Here is a 17,186-nt window from a genome sequence, read left to right as displayed (position 1 = left end):
GCGCGGCGAATGTCCCGGCGTTCACCGAGGCGCTTCACGCTAGCGCGATCCATCCGCATGCACCAGCCCCGGTGATGCGCTGCACGGTGGGCGACCCATCGTCTGCTGCGGCGACGCTGCGACCTTTACGGAAGCGCCGTGACGGCCGCGTGCAGCGCAAGGCCGATCAGACCGCCGACCAGGGTGCCGTTGAAGCGGATGTACTGCAGGTCGCGGCCGACGCTCAGTTCCAACTGCTCGACCAGGTGACGCTCGTCCCAGCCTTTCACGGTCTGCGCGATGTGTTCGGTGACGCCGCTGCGCAGACGCTGGGTGAGCTTTTCCGCGCCGGCCAGCATGTGCTGGTTGAGCGCCTCGCGCAGGCCGCTGTCCTGGCCCAGCGACTGGCCCAGCGCGGTCAGCGAGCGCTGCAGATGCTGCACCAGCACGCCGTCCTGGCGCGACAGATCCAGGCGCAGGCTGGCGTGGATCTGGTCCCACAGGCCCTGCACGTAGTCCTGCAGGCCGGGATGCTCGATCAGCCGCTGCTTCATCGCCTGCAGCTTGTCGGCGGTGGCCGGATCGTGGCGCAGGCGTTCGATGTAGCCGCCCAGCCAGCGCTCGTAGTCCTGGCGCAGCGGGTGCTGCGGCTGCGACAGCACGTCGTGCAGTTCCTCGAGCATGGCGCGCGCCAGGCGCTCGGCGAGCGTGTCGGCGATGCCCTCGACCGGCTTGACCCATTCCACCGTGCCGACCAGCTTGGGCCATTCGCGGCGCGCGTACTTGACGATCATCGCCGATACCCGCTGCTTCACCGCCTCGTCGTCCAGATGCCGCGCCAGGCGGGTCAGCGCTTCGTCGAGCAGCGCCTGGTGGCGGCCGTCGGCGGTCAGCAGGCCCAGGATCTCCCCGGCGGTGGCGGCGGCGTTCCATTCGCGCAGGCGGCCGATCACGAAGCCCTGGATGCCGCGCCGCACCGCCGCTTCGTCGAGCAGGTCCAGCGCCTGCAGCGCCCAGCCGCGCGCCATTTCGGCCAGCATCCGCGATTGCACCGGTTCGGCCAGCCACTGGCCCAGGCGCGCGGCCGGGTCGAACAGCTTGAGCTTGGCCAGCAGCGTGGCCGGTTCCAGGAAGTGGTCGCGCACGAACACCGCCAGGCTGTCGGCGATGCGCGCCTTGCCATGCGGAATGATCGCCGTGTGCGGAATCGGCAGGCCGAGCGGATGGCGGAACAGCGCCACCACCGCGAACCAGTCGGCCAGCGCGCCGACGGTGGCCGCCTCGCAGAACGCGCCGACCCAGGCCCACGCGCCTTGCTGGCCCATCAGGTGGCTGAGCAGGAAGCCGGCCAGCATCGCCAGCAACAGCAGCGCGGCGAGCAGTTTCATGCGCCGCAGCTGCGCACGGCGCGGATCGGGCGGCGTGGAGAAATCGGAGGAAGCGCTCATGCGCGAAGTGTACGCAACGGCCGTTAGCGCGGCTTCATGGCGGCAGCGCATGCGTGGCCCGCCGCGACGGGGCAGGGCCGTCTACGGCCGTTGGAAGGCACTGCGCATTTCGCACGCTCCTCCCGCTTGCGGGAGGGCAGGGGAACGTACCTCCTGATATGGCGCAACGCGGTCTGCGCGGATTGGCCGTGCCCGCGCTGGCGCTACCGGGTGCCGATGCGACGCAGCGCGCCATGCGACATGCCGCTACGTCGTTCCGGCCCAGCCGCATGACGCGGATCGCCCGACCAGCTGCAGCGCGACGCGGTTCACCGGCGCGCCAGTGCGCACGCCGTTCCGGCCCGCGCACAGGGATCCGCCGCCACGATCAAGCGGGCAGCCCTTCGCGCAGCTGTGCCAGCTCGGCACGCAGCGCCTGGTTCTCGGCGGTCAGTTCGTCCACGCGCCGACGCAGCGCCTGCAGTTCGTCGCCGGCCTCGTGCGTATCGGAAGCGGTAGCGGCATCGGCATCGGCCGCAGGCGCCTGGCGCGGCCTGCGCCTGGATTCGCGGCCGCGCTTGGCCGCCTGCCTGAGTTCGTCCTTGCCGGCCATCGCCGCGGCGCGCTGTTCCGCCTCGGGCAGGCTGGCCACCGCGGCGGCGGCATTGATCGAGATCGCCCCCGACTTGACCGCCGCCACCACTTCCGGCGCGGCCTGCTTCTGGATCTTCTCGATCTGCACCACCTGGCTGTTGCTCAGGCGTGCGGCACGCGCCAGCTCGGCGCGGCTCAGCGGCGCGACGGCCGGGGCCGCCTCGGCCGTGCCGTCCCGGGCGGCCGAGGCGTCGGCCGCGGCCCAGGGCGCCTCGTCTCCGTCCCTGGCATCGTCGTGCGCGACCGGCGCGTCGGCGCGGCTGCGGCGCGCGCCCAGGATCTCGCGCTTGCGCAGCGCGAGCACGCCGCGCTGGAAGTCCGACACGCTGCGCCGGCCCAGGTGCTGGTCGATCATCCACAGGTGCACGTCCTCGATGCTGCGGAAGCGGCTGTTCTGCACGGTGTGGAACGGCAGCCCGTGCTTCTGGCAGATGCCATAGCGGTTGTGGCCGTCGACGAGGATGTCGCCCCACAGCACCAACGCATCGCGGCAGCCCTCGGCGAGCAGGCTGCGCTCCAGCGCCGCGTACTCGTCGGCGGTGAGCGGATCGATGTAGGCCTGGAGGTCTTCTTGGACGACGATGTTCATCAGCGGGCACGGCACGAGGTTGCAGCGGGGGCGGCATTGTAGTGACTTGCGCGCGCCAATGCGTCCGGCGCTGCGCCGTCGACGCTGCGCCGGGAGCAGTGTTCGGCGTCGCGCCGGGACCGACCGGTGCTACCGGCCACGGCGTCGTGGGCCGGTGCCATGCCGGGTCTGTTGTAATGCGCGACCCTTGCCGCCGAACCTCGCCATGCCCGTTTCCGCAACAGCCCGCCGCCGTGGGTGCCTGCTCGCCGCGATCGCGGCCACGATCGCCGCCGGGCTGGCGTCGCGGCAGTTCCCGTGGCTGTTGCCGGCGTGGCTGGGCAAGTTCCCCGGCGACGCATTGTGGGCGCTGATGGTGTACCTGGGCCTGGCGCTGCTCGCGCCACGGGCGCGGCCATTGCCGCTGGCGGCGGTGGCGCTGGCCGCGTGCTGGCTGGTGGAAGCTTCGCAGCTGTACCGCGCGCCCTGGATCGTTGCGTTGCGCGCCACCGCGCTCGGGCACCTGGCCTTGGGCTCGACGTTCGTGTGGATGGACCTGTTCGCCTATGCGGTGGGCGTGGCCGCCGGCGCGGGCCTCGACCGGCGCTGCGCGCGCCGATGAACGCGGTCAACGATCCGAGGAAAACCATCACCGACGCGCTGGCCGCCGGCTTCGCGACGCATGGGTTTGCGTTGAAGCGCGGCCGCTCGTTCGAGAAAGCCGGTGCCGACGGCCTGCTGTATCGCTACAACGTCAACCTCTCGAAAAGAAAGGGCTGGCACTCGTTGCACCTGACGCTCGAGGTGCTGGACCGGGCATTGATGGCCGAGGTGAACCGCATCCTGGCGCGGGTGCTGGACGACGACGCCTACGACTATCCGGACAACTGGTCGCGGGAGATCGTGGAGGCAACCAAGGCCTGCCGGATCCGCAACCAGGTCGTGGCCGGGCTGACCGATTGGCGCGAACTGAGAAACGCAGGCGAGAGCCCGCAGGACTTCAATGGCCGCTTTTCGCTGTGGTTGCATGCGTTCGACGAAATCGGAGAACGGGCCGACTGGCGCGAACAGCTGTCCACCAGTATCGAACTGTCCGTGCGTTGGTTCGAACAGGCCGGTACCCGGGAATGGATCATCGAAAACGCCGAACTGCCGGCGCTGTACCTGCTCAAGCGCCAGGGCCGTGACCGGGAACTGGCGGAAAAATACGCGTACCTGCAGCAGCGCGTCGCGGACCCCAAGGAACTCGCGCTGTTCTACCAGTACCTGAACCTCTGAGCGGCGATCAGAAGGGTGGGGCCGCCGCGCCGGCGCGACGCGGCTGCACCGTTCAGTCGACCACCACCTCGCTGATCTGCATCACCGGGCTCAGGTCGGTGTAGTTCTTGATGTCGCCGAGGATCTCCTCGGCGTGCGGGCCGAAGCCGGCCAGGAACGCTTCCACCGAGTCGCTGAAGATGTGGCACATGCCGACGTAGGTCGGATCGCTGCCGGGAGTCCCGCCCGACAGCCCCTTGTCCACCGTGTAGCGCTTGCAGGCCTGGCCCATGCGCGCCTGCAGCAGCGGCATGTGCGTGTCGCGGTAGTAGTCGTGGTCGAAACGCGCGCCCGGCGTGTACGGATACATCACGCTCACCTTGATCATGCCGCTGCTCCTGTCGGTGGTACCGCGAAGGTGGCGCAAGGCTAGCACCGGCCGCCGGTGCCGATAAGTGCCGTGTCAGGCCGGGGCGAGCCGGTGTTGGCCGGGGCCGGCCCAGGAGATCCGGAGGAAGCTGCCGTGCAGCAGGCCGATGTCGCGCAGGTACGCGAACACTTCCGCCGGGCACCACTCCCTGCCGTCGGCGAAGGCCACGCCCAGCTCGCGCAAGGCCGCGAACGCGCGCGCCTTGTGCGCGTCGTCCGGCACCGCCAGCGACCATTCGTCCTCGCGTGCCTGCGCGGCGAATCCAAGCGCCGCCAGCGCGGCGTGCAGCCGGCGCTCCGGCGCCCTGACCCGGATCCAGGCGTCGTCGGCCTTTTCCACATACGCGATGGCTTGCTCATCCATGGACTGTCGACGCTCCTGTGGCATGGCGGTTGCTGGCGCGGACCGGCGAATGCACGGCGCGCCGCGAGTGGGCACCGACGCGGCTCATTGCATCGTCGGCATCGCGAATTCGGCGCCGCGCGCGGCGTCGGGCCAGCGCGCGGTGACGGTCTTGAGCCGGGTGTAGAAGCGTACCCCGTCCGGGCCGTGCACGTGCAGCGGACCGAACAGCGAGCGTTTCCAGCCGCCGAAGCTGTGGAACGCCATCGGCACCGGGATCGGCACGTTGATCCCGACCATGCCGGCGCGCACGCGATGGGCGAAGGCGCGCGCCGCGCCACCGTCGCGGGTGAACACCGCCGCGCCGTTGCCGTACTCGTGCGCGTCGACCAGTTGCAGCGCCGCCTCGGCGTCGGCCACGCGGACCACGCACAGCACCGGGCCGAAGATCTCCTCGCGGTAGATGCGCATGTCGCTGCGCACGTGGTCGAACAGGCTGCCGCCGAGGAAGAAGCCGTCGGGGTGCCCCGGCACCTGCGCGCCGCGGCCGTCGACGGCCAGCGTGGCGCCCTCGGCGACGCCGCTGTCGATGTAGCCGCGCACCCGTTCGCGGTGCGCGGCGCTGACCAGCGGGCCCATGTCCGGTTCGTCGCCGCCGGCGCCGAGGGTCAATGCGGCCACGCGCGGCGCCAGCCGGGCGACCAGCGCGTCGGCGACGGCGTCGCCCACGCATACCGCCACCGAGATCGCCATGCAGCGCTCGCCGGCCGACCCATAGCCGGCGCCGAGCAGCGCCGAGGCGACGTCGTCCAGGTCGGCGTCGGGCAGCACCACCAGGTGGTTCTTGGCCCCGCCCAGTGCCTGCACCCGCTTGCCGCGCGCGCTGCCCTGCGCGTACAGCGCCTCGGCCACCGGGGTGGAGCCGACGAAGCTCAGCGCCTGCACCTGCGGATGCTCGAGCAGCGCGTCCACCGCCGCCTTGCCGCCGTGGACCACGTTGAACGCGCCGTCGGGCAGGCCGGCCTCGTGCAGCCACTGCGCCAGCAGCAGCGACGCCGACGGATCGCACTCGGACGGCTTGAGCACGAAGCTGTTGCCGCAGGCCAGCGCCACCGGCAGCATCCACAGCGGCACCATCGCTGGGAAGTTGAACGGGGTGACGCCGGCGACCACCCCCAGCGGCGCGTACTCGCTCCACGCATCCACGCCGCGGCCGACGTCGATCGAATGCTCGCCCTTGAGCAGGTGCGGGATGCCGCAGGCGAACTCGACCACCTCCAGCCCGCGGGTGACCTCGCCGCGCGCATCGGACAGCACCTTGCCGTGCTCGGCGCTGATGCAGCGGGCGAGGGCGTCGGCGTGGCGCTCGAGCAGCTCGCGGAAGCGGAACATCACCCGCGCGCGGTGCAGCGGCGGGGTCGCGGCCCAGGCCGGAAGGGCCTGCGCCGCGGCGGCGACCGCGGCGTCCACTTCGGCATGGCCGCCCATCGGCACGCGCCGCGCGACCGCGCCGGTGGCCGGGTCGAACACGTCGGCGAACGCGCCGCGCGCGTCGCCATCGACGCGGCGGCCGCCGATCCAGTGGGTGAGGGTATGGCGGGTCATCGTCGAAGCTCCTGGAAAGAGGCTCAGCCCAGCGCGTCCAGCGGCCGCACGAACTCCTGCCCGAGCGCCTGCGCCACCGCACGGTGGGTGAGCGTGCCGGCGTGCACGTTGAGGCCGTTGCGCAGGTCCTGGTCGTCGCGCAGCGCCTGCAGGCCGTGTTCGGCCAGCTGCAGCACGAACGGCAAGGTGGCGTTGGTCAGGGCGAAGGTGGAGGTGCGCGCCACGCCGCCGGGCATGTTGGCCACGCAGTAGTGGACGATGCCGTCGACCTCGTAGGTCGGGTCCTGGTGGGTGGTGGCGCGGCTGGTCTCGAAGCAGCCGCCCTGGTCGATCGCCACGTCGACCAGCACCGAGCCGGGACGCAGCAGCGCCAGCTGCGCGCGCGACACCAGCTTGGGCGCGGCCGCGCCGGGGATCAGCACCGCGCCGATCACCAGGTCGGTATGCGGCAGGCGTTCCTCGATCGCGTCCTGGGTCGAATACAGCGTGGTGAGCTGGTGGCCGTACAGCTCGTCCAGGTACTTGAGCCGGTCCAGCGAGCGGTCGAGCACGGTCACCCGCGCGTTCAGGCCCATCGCCATGCGCGCGGCGTTGAGGCCGACCACGCCGCCGCCGATCACCAGCACCTCCGCCGGCTTGACCCCCGGCACGCCGCCGAGCAGCACGCCGGAGCCGCCTTGCGCCTTCTCCAGCGCATGCGCGCCGGCCTGGATCGACATGCGCCCGGCCACCTCGCTCATCGGCGCCAGCAGCGGCAGCCCGCCGTGGCCGTCGGTGACGGTCTCGTAGGCGATGGCGGTGCAGCCCGAGCGCAGCAGCGCGGTGGCCTGGGCGGGGTCCGGCGCCAGGTGCAGATAGGTGAAAAGCAGCTGTCCCGGGCGCAGCATCGCGCATTCGTCCGGCTGCGGCTCCTTGACCTTGACGATCATCTGCGCCTGCGCGAACACGCTGGCGGCATCGTCGGCGATGCGCGCGCCGGCGCGCTCGTAGGCCGCATCGGTCAGGCCGATCGCCTGGCCGCCGTCGCGCTGCACCAGCACCTGGTGCCCGCGCAGCACCAGTTCGCGCACCCCGGCCGGGGTCAATCCGATCCGGTACTCGTGGTTCTTGATCTCCTTCGGAACGCCGATCAGCATGAGCTGTCACTCCAGGCAAACGGCGCGCGTGGGGAACGCGACGGGGTGGTTGGGAAAGAGGCGGTGTCGGGGCGAATCAGGGCGTGCTGCCGATCATGTCCGCCAGCACCGCGAAGATGCGGTCGATGTGCTCGCGCTCGACGATCAGCGGCGGCGACAGCGCGATGGTATCGCCGGTGACGCGGATCAGCAGGTCGGCGTCGTGGAAGCAGCGCTCGAAGATCTCGTAGGCGCGCGCGCCGGGCGCGCCGTCGCGCGGGGCCAGCTCGATCGCCCCGATCAGGCCGAAGTTGCGGATGTCCACCACGTGCGGCAGGCCCTTCAGCGCGTGGATCGCCTGCTGCCAGTAGTCGCCCAGCTCGATCGCCCGCTCGAACAGGTTCTCCTCGGCGTAGGTGTCCAGCGTCGCCAGCGCCGCGGCGCAGGCCAGCGGATGGCCGGAGTAGGTGTAGCCGTGGAACAGGTCGATGACCCCGTCCGGGCCATGCGCGAAGGCATCGTGGATGGCGTGCGAGACGAACACCGCGCCCATCGGCACGCAGCCGTTGGTCAGGCCCTTGGCGGTGGTGATCAGGTCCGGGGTGACGCCGAATCGCTGCGCGGCGAAGGCGTTGCCGACGCGGCCGTAGCCGGTGATCACCTCGTCGAAGATCAGCACGATGCCGTGCCTGTCGCACAGCTCGCGGATGCGTTGCAGATAGCCGTGCGGCGGCAGCACCACGCCGGCCGAGCCGGAGATCGGTTCGATGATCACCGCGGCGATGGTCGAGGCGTCGTGCAGCGCGACCAGCCGCTCCAGGTCCTCGGCCAGTTCCGCGCCGTGCGCCGGCAGGCCCTGCGAAAACGCGTTGCGGCCGATGTCCAGGGTGTGCCGCAGGTGGTCCACGCCGGGCAGCAGCGGGCCGAACCACTTGCGGTTGTTCGGCAGCCCGCCGACCGAGATGCCGCCGAAGCCGACCCCGTGGTAGCCCTTCTCGCGGCCGATGAACCGCGTGCGCTGGCCTTGCCCGCGCGCGCGGTGGTAGGCCAGCGCGATCTTCATCGCCGTGTCCACCGACTCGGAGCCGGAGTTGGTGTAGAACACGTGGTCCAGGCCCGGCGGCGCTAGTTCCACCAGGCGCTCGGCCAGCACGAACGGCAGCGGCGAGCCCATCTGGAAGGTCGGCGCGAAATCCAGCGTGGCGATCTGCCGGGATACCGCCTCGACGATGCGCGGCCGCGCGTGCCCGGCATTGCAGCACCACAGGCCGGCGGTGCCGTCCAGGATGCGGCGCCCGTCCGCGCTGCGGTAGTGCATGCCCTCGGCCGAGACCAGCATCCGCGGCCGCGCCTTGAACTGGCGGTTGGCGGTGAACGGCATCCAGAACGCGTCCATCGCCTCCGGCGCCCGCGTGGCCTGGGCGGCGTAGTGGTCGGCCAGCGCCTGGGAGGAGGGGGGCTGAGGGCTCATCACAGGCTCCGCGCGACAGGGGTGTTGAAAAAACTTTACACCAACCGCGCCTCGCTGGCGCCTGTCGGGCCGCAGCCGATGGGCGCGGGCGCATCGGTACCGGCGCAAGGCGATTCCGCGGCGCAGGGCCGTGTGAAGAGCGTGCCGCCCACGGCGCCGAGCGGCTGCGGACGCGCGGAGTGTTGCCCGCCGTGCCGGCGGCGTGCCGGCAAATTGACCGCCGGGACGGGGCGTGTAAAGTATCCGGCAACACTGGCCAGGCTCTCGTCACGCACGCGATGGATATCGGCGCACGCCTGCAACGGGTCCGCACCGCCCACGGCCTGAGCCAGCGTGAGCTGGCCAAGCGGGTCGGGGTGACCAACAGCACCATCTCGCTGATCGAACAGAACAAGGTCAGCCCGTCGGTCAGTTCGCTGAAGAAGGTGCTCGACGGCATTCCGATCTCGCTGGCCGATTTCTTCACCCAGGACCTGGACATCGCGCCGGATGCGCCGTTCTACCGTGCCGAGGAACTGCCCGATGTCGGCAACGACGGCATCCACTATTTCCTGGTCGGGCGGTACCGTCCGCAGCGGCAGATGTGCATCCTGCGCGAGGTGATGCCGCCGGGCAGCGACACCGGCGCGACGATGCTGGCGCACGAGGGCGAGGAGGGCGGCGTGGTGGTGGCCGGGGAGGTCGAGGTCAGCGTCGGCGCGCAGGTACGCGTGCTGCGCGCCGGCGACGCCTATTATTTCGAGAGCCGCGTACCGCACCGCTTCCGCAACGTCGGCGCGGACGATGCGGTGATCGTCAGCGCGAACACGCCGGCCACGTTCTGAGCCGCACACCCGGACGCGCCGCGCGCGCGCCGGAAAAACGCGCTGCGCCGGCCGCGCAGCCTCCGCTTCGTTCCTTGCTTCCCGGGATCCCACGATGAACGCACCCCGCACCCGCGCCGACTGGCAGGCCCAGGCCGACGCCTTGTCGCTGCGCACCCAGGCCTTCATCGACGGCCGCTACGTCGATGCCGCCTCGGGCAAGACCTTCGCCTGCATCAGCCCGATCGACGGCCGCGTGCTCGGCCAGGTCGCCGACGGCGACGCGCAGGACATCGAGCGCGCGGTCGCCGCGGCGCGGCGCAGCTTCGACGCCGGGCGCTGGGCGCAGGCCAAGCCGGTGCAGCGCAAGAGGATCCTGCTGAAGCTGGCGCAGCTGGTCGAGCAGCATGCCGACGAACTGGCGCTGCTGGAGTCGCTGGACATGGGCAAGCCGGTGCGCGACGCGCGCAGCGTCGACGTGGCCGCCACGGTCCGCTGCATCGCCTGGACCGGCGAGGCGCTGGACAAGCTCTACGGCGAAGTCGCGCCCACCGGCCAGGACGAACTGGGCCTGATCACCCGCGAACCGCTGGGCGTGGTCGGCGCGATCGTGCCGTGGAACTTTCCGCTGCTGATGGCCGCCTGGAAGATCGCCCCGGCCCTGGCCGCGGGCAATTCGGTGGTGCTCAAGCCCTCGGAGAAGTCGCCGCTGAGCGCGCTGCGCCTGGCCGAGCTGGTCGCCGAGGCCGGCATCCCCGACGGCGTGTTCAACGTGGTGCCGGGCTTCGGCAAGCGCGCCGGCGAGCCGCTGGCGCTGCACATGGACGTGGACGGGCTGGTGTTCACCGGTTCCACCGCGGTCGGCCGCCGGCTGCTGCAATGCGCCGGGCTGTCGAACATGAAACGCGCGTACATGGAATGCGGCGGCAAGAGCCCGAACCTGGTGTTCGCCGACGCGCCGGACCTGGAGCAGGCGGCGCAGGCCGCCGCCAGCGCGATCTTCTACAACCAGGGCGAGGTGTGCACCGCCGCGTCGCGGCTGCTGGTGGAGCGCTCGATCAAGGACGCGTTCGTCGCCCGCGTGGTGGCCGCCGGGCGCAGGCTGCAGCCGCGGCATCCGTTCGACGAGGACGCGGCGATGGGCGCGCTGGTGGACGAAGCGCAGACCGAGCGCGTGCTCGGCTACATCGCCCGCGGCAGCGAGGAAGGCGCGCGGCTGCTGCTCGGCGGCAAGCGCGTGGACGTGGTCGCCGGCGGATGCTATGTCGAACCGACCATCTTCGACGAGGTCGGCCACGAGCACACCATCGCCCGCGAGGAGATCTTCGGCCCGGTGCTGTCGGTCATCGCCTTCGACGACGAGGCGCATGCGCTGCGCATGGCCAACGACAGCGACTACGGCCTGGCCGCGGGCGTGTGGACCTCCGACATCGGCCGCGCGCACCGCGTGGCGCGCAAGCTGCGCGCCGGCAGCGTGTGGGTCAACTACTGGGACGGCGGCGACATGACCGCCCCGTTCGGCGGCTACAAGCAATCGGGCAACGGCCGCGACAAGTCGCTGCATGCGTTCGACAAGTACACCGAGATGAAGGCGACGTGGATCAATCTGGCGGGTTGAATTCCTTTTCGGTGCGGCGCGGTTGGAGGGCCCAGCCGACGAGTTCGGCATGCTCGCTCGAGCACCGCGTTCGCGACAGGGCCAGGTTGCGCGACGCTCGACGCCTGCTGGCCTTGCCGATGCGTCTCTTGTTTGTTTGCGAAAGGAGAGGGTCATGGCGGCAGACTGGACGACAGAAAGTTTTCAGGCCCATATCACGGCCGTTTTCGATGATGCCCAAGCCAAGGCGAAGGCCGCGACGACGACCTCCGAAATCGAATCGTTGCGGGACCGGCTCAGCGAGGAGTGGTATGGCGCCAAGCCCGGGGCATTTCTGCCTGGCGAGGTTTTCGGCCGGCTCAATGCACGACTCGGCCAGGTCGGCGATGTCCTGGCAGAACGTTTCGTTGCGCTGAAGGAGCCGGGTGTGGCTATCGCGGCAGAGGACCGAATCGCTATCGAGCGCGATGGCCCTACGCTGGCGAACTTTTTCTATGCGCCGCATTACTCGAACAGCGGCCAGCCATCGGACCCAGAGCGGCGCGAGGCCGCGATCCGATCGGCCGAAGCGCGGTTGGGACTGGCGTTGCCTCAGCCCCTGCGCGATCTCTATGCTCGTCAGAATGGCGGCCACACGGATTTTTTTCTTGCAAGCCGCGACAGCGACCCGCCGTACGAGTTCGTGGGGACGCAGGGCGCAGTCATCCGCCAGGCCTACGACGTCTGGATGGACGTATTGCCGGGAATGGACATCGTGCCGCTCGAGAATCTGGAGACGCTTGGGCATTTCTCCGATGCCACCGATTTCGGCGACGACGACGAATCCTGGCGCAACTACCTTCCCGAGATCGACCGCTTCGTTTCCATCAGCAACCACGGCTTCGATATCTGGCTGTGCCTAGACTATCGGGATGGCAGGCAGGAGCCGAAGGTCGTGCTGTTCGACGACACCCAGGGCGATCGGTCGGGCAAGAACGTCTTCGAATATGCGGCGGCGGATTTTGCGAGCTTTTTCGCGGGACTCAGGCGCCACGCAATCGATGCGCGAAGCGGGCGGAGAATGCGCGGTGTACGCGCGCTGGAAGAGAACGAGTGATCGGCGGGCCCGAGCGAGAGAACGACGAGATGCCGGACGCCCCTGAGGCGGTGGTGCGGGGCGACACGGAAAGCAATGCCAGGTGGATATCGTCTCGGGACCGTCGGCCTCCAACAGAATGCCGTCGTGCCGCAGCTGCCGGGAAGCGCTGCTTCTCTTGAAATAAATGGCGCTTGCATCGCATCGCTTGACAGCGATTGGCGCCCGGACATCACTCCTGCCGTCCCGAGTCCCGCTCAAACCCGCTCGACACGGCAGGCGAAGCAGCCCTGGCGCGCGTTGTGCAGATGCAGGTAGCGCACCTGCGGATCGTCGAACGCACGTTCGATCGCGGCAGCGATCGCCTCGCCGGGGTGCACGTCGGCGGCGACCATCATGTCGGCGGCATCGTAGCCGCGCAGCGAGATCAGCCGCGCGCGGATCGAATCGGGTACCTGGCCCGGCACCGTTGCGGCGGGCTGCGCGTGGCGGCGCACGTAGATCGGGCCCGCGGCGCGATACGGCGAGTCCGCCGGCAGGTGCGGGTAGTGCAGCAGTAGCAGTTCCTCGCCGAGCGCGGCGTCCTGCAGGCTCACCCGGCACGGGAAGCCCCGCGCCTGGTCGGCGATCACGCGGCGCGCGCACCGCGCGTGCAGTTCGGCATCGGACAGGGCGAACAGCGGGGCGAAGGGTGCCGGCGACAGGCCGACGCAGACGAAAGCGGACATGCGGGTGCTCCGGGTGGGAAAGCGCGGAGCATGCCGGTCGCCGGCGCGGCCGGCTGGCCGGATCCGGACGCCACAGCGGAGAGTTGTCACCCCCACGGCACCGGCCCCTGCCAGCGCGGCGGTTGGCGTTGCTGGCGGTTCCCGAAATCGATTGCTGACCGCGCCGCCGTGGCAACGGCGGTGCCGATGCGCAGCGATCGCGCGGCCGGATCCGCGTCAGCGCGGCGCGTAGTCGGCGAAGCTGACCGGGTGCCTGGGGTCGGCGGCGTCCACGCGGTCGGCGTCCTTCACCAGCGCTTCGGCATCCGGTCCCTGATCCGGATTCAGTTCCCAGCGCTGGCGGATGCGCTTGTGGAACAGCCAGGTCTTGCGCTCGGGCACGTAGCGGAAGGTGATGTAGTTGCTCCAGTGCTGGCCGCAGGAGACGCTGTTCTGCACGGTGAAGAACTTGCCCTTGACCGCGAACGGCTCTTCGCTGTCGGTGAACGGGTCGCACTGGCCGCCGTCGTCGTGCTTGAGCACCACGTGGTCGTTGCGTGCGGCCAGCCGGTAGCGGCCGTCGGCCTGCTGCACGAAGATCAGCAGCGGCCGTGCCGGCGCAGGGTCGCGCTCGGCTTCGCCGCGTTGCTGCAGCGCCACCAGGTAGTCGGCGCGGCCGTCGGCGTCCAGGTCGGCGCGCATCTGTGCCAGCGGCAGGTAGCCGGCCGGCAGCTGGCGCAGCACGTCGGCGGGCAGGTCGGCGGCGCATGCGCCGTGCGCGGCGAGCAGCAGGAGCGTGGCGGCGCCGACGCGGAACGGAAGCGGCATGGGAGCATTTCGGATGCGAGGGGGCCGCAAGCCTAACCGACGCGGCGCGGGAATGGCGGGATCGATGGCGCGCCGCGTGCGGTATCCGGCTCAAACCGGTGTTTCCGGTGCCGGGGGGCGCGATGGGCAAGACAGCGTTCTGTGCGCCGAAGGCTCGGCGCGGTCGTGGGAGGAGTCCATCACCGGCGCTACCGGTAGTGCGTCGGGGCTGAAGCCCCTCCTACAGAAAAGCGGTTGCGCCTGAACCGCAAAAGAAAAGCTGCTCTTCTGAAAAAAAGGCGGCCCTTTTGCATCAGATCGCTTGACAGCGATTTGCCCCGGGACATCATCCTGCCGTCCCGAGTCCCGAGTCCCGAGTCCCGAGTCCCGAGTCCCGAGTCCCGAGTCCCGAAATCCTCAATCCCGGCTTCACCGCAACGACACGAACGCCTCCGCCAACCCCTGCACCCGCCCGCAGTCGCGCGCGTCGTAGCCGGGCAGCAGGCCGAGCTCGTGCTGGAAGGCCTCGCTGCGCAGCAGGTCGACGATCGGCGCCAGGCGGCCGCTGTCCAGGCTGTCGCGACGGCACAGGAAGAAATAGCGCTCGCTGGTGATGTGGATGAAGTCCAGGCCGTAGCGCCTGGCCGGCGGTTCCAGGCCCAGCCCGGCGTCGGCCAGCCCGCTGGCGACGTAGGCGGCGACCGCGGCGTGGGTCAGTTCCTCGACGTCGCAGCCGCGCACACCGGCCAGTGACAGCCCCTGTCGCGCCAGCATGCATTCCAGCAGCAGGCGGGTGCCGGAACCGGGCTGGCGGTGGATGAAGCGCACGTCCTCGCGCATCAGGTCGGACAGGCCGAGGATGCGCTTGGGATTGCCGCGCGCCAGCACCAGGCCCTGCGAACGGGTGGCCAGGTGCAGCACGCAGTCGCCGCGCAGGTCCAGGCGGTCGCGGTAGTGCGCGAGCAGCTCGGCCTCCAGTTCGCCGATCGGCAGATGCAGGCTGGCCAGGTCGCAGGCGTCGTTGCGCAGCGCCACCACCGCGTCGTCGGGGCTGCGGTACTTCAGGTCCAGCGGCGCACCGGCCAGCACCATGAAGCGGCGCAGCGTCTCCACGCCGAAGCCGTGCGAGGCGTGCAGGCGCAGCGGCGCGGCCTGCTGGCAGAAGGCGCGTTCCAGTTCCGCCTCCACCTCGGTGGCCAGGCTCTCCAGGGTCGGCGACAGGCGCGCGGCGATGCGCTGCTCGGCCCAGACCAGGCGCTCGCCGATCGGCGACAGCTGCGCGCCGCGCCCGCGCGAGGAGCGCAGCATCGGCTGCCCGAACAGGCGCCGCGCCTCGCGCAGCATGCCCCAGGCGTAGCGGTAGGACAGGCCGGTGCGGCGGCAGGCCTCGGCCAGCGAGCCGCTGCCGCGGATCGCCATCAGCAGCTCCACCAGCCGCGGCGGCAGGCGCTCGCCGGCGGCGGTCTGCAGTTCCCACTGCGGCTGGATCGTGACCTTGTACATGGCGATCCGCGTGGCGTCCCCGGCAATAGGCTTTCAATAGCCGATTATTAGACCATTCGCCGCTCGGCGGCATACCCCGTTCGTACTACTCTCGCCGCGCACCGTACGCGGGCAGGCGCTCGATCACGCAAAAAGACGACATATCGCCAGGGGGAAGACGGGAATGGTCAATTCGGGTAGTACAGCAGGGTCCGTGCAGGCCGTCGAGGGCGGGCTGCTGTCGAAGGAACGCATCATCGCCAGGCCCGGTTTCAACCGCTGGCTGGTGCCGCCCGCCGCCCTGGCGATCCACCTGTGCATCGGCATGGCCTACGGTTTCAGCGTGTTCTGGCTGCCGTTGTCCAAGGCCGTGGGCATCACCCAGTCGCTGGCCTGCCCGGCCGACATGGGCTTCTTCGCCCGCATCGTCTCGGCCAGTTGCGACTGGAAGATCAGCGAACTGCAGTGGATGTATACGCTGTTCTTCGTGCTGCTGGGCTGTTCGGCGGCGATCTGGGGCGGCTGGCTGGAACGCGCCGGCCCGCGCAAGGCCGGCGTGGTGTCGGCGCTGTGCTGGTGCGGCGGCCTGGTGATCTCGGCGATCGGCATCCATTTCCACCAGATCTGGATGCTGTGGCTGGGTTCGGGGGTGATCGGCGGCATCGGCCTGGGCCTGGGCTACATCTCGCCGGTGTCGACGCTGATCAAGTGGTTCCCGGACCGGCGCGGCATGGCCACCGGCATGGCGATCATGGGCTTCGGCGGCGGCGCGATGATCGGCAGCCCGCTGGCCGATGCGCTGATGCGGCGTTTCGCCGGCCCGGATTCGGTCGGGGTGATGGAGACGTTCCTGACCATGGCCGCGCTGTATTTCGTGTTCATGATGGCCGGCGCGTTCGGCTACCGGGTGCCGCCGAGCGGCTGGACCCCGGCCGGCTGGACCGCTCCGGCGGCGAGCAGCAACGCGATGATCACCGCCCACCACGTGCACGTGAAGCGGGTCTGGGGCATCCCGCAGTTCTGGCTGCTGTGGGGCGTGCTGTGCCTGAACGTGTCGGCCGGCATCGGCGTGATCGGCATGGCCTCGCCGATGCTGCAGGAGGTGTTCGGCGGGCGCCTGATCGGCGTGGACGCCGGCTTCGGCGGGCTGGACACCGCGCAGCTGGCCAGCATCGCGGCCATCGCCGCCGGCTTCACCGGCCTGCTGAGCCTGTTCAACATCGGCGGGCGCTTCTTCTGGGCCAGCATGTCCGACAAGCTCGGGCGCAAGAACACCTATACCGTGTTCTTCCTGCTCGGCATCGCGCTGTACTCGGCCGCGCCGTGGGCCGGCAACGCCGGCGGCATCGCGCTGTTCGTCGGCATCTTCTGCGTGATCCTGTCGATGTACGGCGGCGGCTTTGCGACCATCCCGGCCTACCTGGCCGACCTGTTCGGCACGCAGATGGTCGGCGCGATCCACGGCCGGCTGCTGACCGCCTGGGCCACCGCCGGCATCCTCGGCCCGGTGGTGGTCGGCTACATGCGCGAATACCAGCTCGGCCTGGGCCTGCCGCCGTCACAGGTCTACAACACCACGATGTACATCCTGGCCGGCATGCTGGTACTGGGCCTGATCTGCAACCTGCTGGTGCGGCCGGTCGCGGCCAAGCACTTCATGACGGCGGAAGAACTGGCCGAGGAAAAGCGCCTGGCGCACGAGAAGGTCGGCAGCAGCGGACAGTCGGCGCTGCCGGCCGAGCAGATGGCGCTGATCGGCCACGGCGGCAACCCGTTGCTGGTGGCGCTGGCCTGGCTGGCGGTCGGCGTGCCGATGGCCTGGGGTATCTGGATCACCTTGCAGAAGGCGTTCGTGCTGTTCCACTGA

Annotated in this window: 16 protein-coding genes; 6 read left to right on the top strand and 10 right to left on the bottom strand. The window is 70.2% G+C overall.

The window, feature by feature from the left end:
• Positions 1–125 precede the first annotated feature (125 nt).
• The gene (locus tag JR065_RS01175) at positions 126–1,367 is read right to left on the bottom strand and encodes a DUF445 domain-containing protein (RefSeq protein WP_206231626.1); all 1,242 of its coding nucleotides are present in this window, start codon (positions 1,365–1,367) and stop codon (positions 126–128) included.
• Positions 1,368–1,794: 427 nt separating this feature from the next.
• Complete coding sequence (locus JR065_RS01170) at positions 1,795–2,649, bottom strand: plasmid replication/partition related protein (protein WP_206231482.1); 855 nt, start codon at positions 2,647–2,649, stop codon at positions 1,795–1,797.
• Positions 2,650–2,854: 205 nt separating this feature from the next.
• Between JR065_RS01170 and JR065_RS01165 the strand changes: the two genes are divergently transcribed.
• Together JR065_RS01165 and JR065_RS01160 are read left to right on the top strand one after the other, a co-directional pair.
• Positions 2,855–3,250: a DUF2809 domain-containing protein gene (locus JR065_RS01165; RefSeq protein ID WP_206231481.1), complete on the top strand. Its 396-nt coding sequence runs from the start codon at positions 2,855–2,857 to the stop codon at positions 3,248–3,250.
• A complete protein-coding gene (locus tag JR065_RS01160) occupies positions 3,247–3,906 on the top strand; it encodes a hypothetical protein (protein ID WP_206231480.1) in 660 nt (219 codons plus the stop codon). Before JR065_RS01165 ends, JR065_RS01160 begins: the two co-directional genes overlap by 4 nt.
• 52 nt (positions 3,907–3,958) lie before the next feature.
• Here JR065_RS01160 and JR065_RS01155 read toward each other — a convergent pair whose 3' ends face one another.
• From JR065_RS01155 to JR065_RS01135, 5 genes are all read right to left on the bottom strand, one after another.
• Positions 3,959–4,273 (bottom strand): EthD family reductase, encoded by a 315-nt coding sequence (locus tag JR065_RS01155; RefSeq protein WP_206231479.1) that lies wholly within the window; start codon positions 4,271–4,273, stop codon positions 3,959–3,961.
• Positions 4,274–4,348: 75 nt separating this feature from the next.
• Positions 4,349–4,702 carry a hypothetical protein gene (locus JR065_RS01150; RefSeq protein WP_206231478.1) on the bottom strand — a complete coding sequence of 118 codons (354 nt, stop codon included), beginning with the start codon at positions 4,700–4,702 and terminating at the stop codon, positions 4,349–4,351.
• A 60-nt stretch (positions 4,703–4,762) separates the two neighbouring features.
• A complete protein-coding gene (locus tag JR065_RS01145; protein ID WP_241093274.1) occupies positions 4,763–6,262 on the bottom strand; it encodes a CoA-acylating methylmalonate-semialdehyde dehydrogenase in 1,500 nt (499 codons plus the stop codon).
• A gap of 23 nt (positions 6,263–6,285) precedes the next feature.
• Positions 6,286–7,398, bottom strand: coding sequence for an alanine dehydrogenase (gene ald, locus JR065_RS01140; protein WP_206231477.1), 1,113 nt, complete (start codon positions 7,396–7,398; stop codon positions 6,286–6,288).
• A gap of 76 nt (positions 7,399–7,474) precedes the next feature.
• Entirely contained in the window at positions 7,475–8,848 is a 1,374-nt protein-coding gene (locus tag JR065_RS01135; protein WP_206231476.1) for an aspartate aminotransferase family protein, read from the bottom strand.
• A 278-nt stretch (positions 8,849–9,126) separates the two neighbouring features.
• On the opposite strand from JR065_RS01135, the gene JR065_RS01130 reads away from it, so the two are divergent.
• From JR065_RS01130 to JR065_RS01120, 3 genes are all read left to right on the top strand, one after another.
• On the top strand, positions 9,127–9,672 hold the full coding sequence (locus JR065_RS01130; RefSeq protein ID WP_206231475.1) for a cupin domain-containing protein: 546 nt from the start codon (positions 9,127–9,129) through the stop codon (positions 9,670–9,672).
• Between the two features lie 94 nt (positions 9,673–9,766).
• Positions 9,767–11,269, top strand: coding sequence for an aldehyde dehydrogenase (locus tag JR065_RS01125; RefSeq protein ID WP_206231474.1), 1,503 nt, complete (start codon positions 9,767–9,769; stop codon positions 11,267–11,269).
• A 154-nt stretch (positions 11,270–11,423) separates the two neighbouring features.
• Complete coding sequence (locus JR065_RS01120) at positions 11,424–12,344, top strand: SMI1/KNR4 family protein (RefSeq protein ID WP_206231473.1); 921 nt, start codon at positions 11,424–11,426, stop codon at positions 12,342–12,344.
• A gap of 236 nt (positions 12,345–12,580) precedes the next feature.
• On the opposite strand, the gene JR065_RS01115 is transcribed toward JR065_RS01120, so the two are convergent.
• The 3 genes from JR065_RS01115 to JR065_RS01105 form a co-directional block, all read right to left on the bottom strand.
• Positions 12,581–13,051 (bottom strand): DUF1203 domain-containing protein, encoded by a 471-nt coding sequence (locus tag JR065_RS01115; protein ID WP_206231472.1) that lies wholly within the window; start codon positions 13,049–13,051, stop codon positions 12,581–12,583.
• Between the two features lie 216 nt (positions 13,052–13,267).
• Positions 13,268–13,858, bottom strand: coding sequence for a hypothetical protein (locus tag JR065_RS01110; protein WP_206231471.1), 591 nt, complete (start codon positions 13,856–13,858; stop codon positions 13,268–13,270).
• Positions 13,859–14,266: 408 nt separating this feature from the next.
• On the bottom strand, positions 14,267–15,340 hold the full coding sequence (locus tag JR065_RS01105) for a substrate-binding domain-containing protein (RefSeq protein WP_206231470.1): 1,074 nt from the start codon (positions 15,338–15,340) through the stop codon (positions 14,267–14,269).
• Positions 15,341–15,503: 163 nt separating this feature from the next.
• On the opposite strand from JR065_RS01105, the gene JR065_RS01100 reads away from it, so the two are divergent.
• Positions 15,504–17,186: an OFA family MFS transporter gene (locus JR065_RS01100; protein WP_206231469.1), complete on the top strand. Its 1,683-nt coding sequence runs from the start codon at positions 15,504–15,506 to the stop codon at positions 17,184–17,186.

Origin of the sequence: Xanthomonas sp. (genome assembly GCF_017163755.1) — a bacterium.
In the GTDB taxonomy this organism is placed as follows: Bacteria; Pseudomonadota; Gammaproteobacteria; order Xanthomonadales; family Xanthomonadaceae; genus Xanthomonas_A.
The sequence above is the reverse complement of the archived record's forward strand: the minus strand, read 5'-3'. Positions and strand labels throughout refer to the sequence as shown.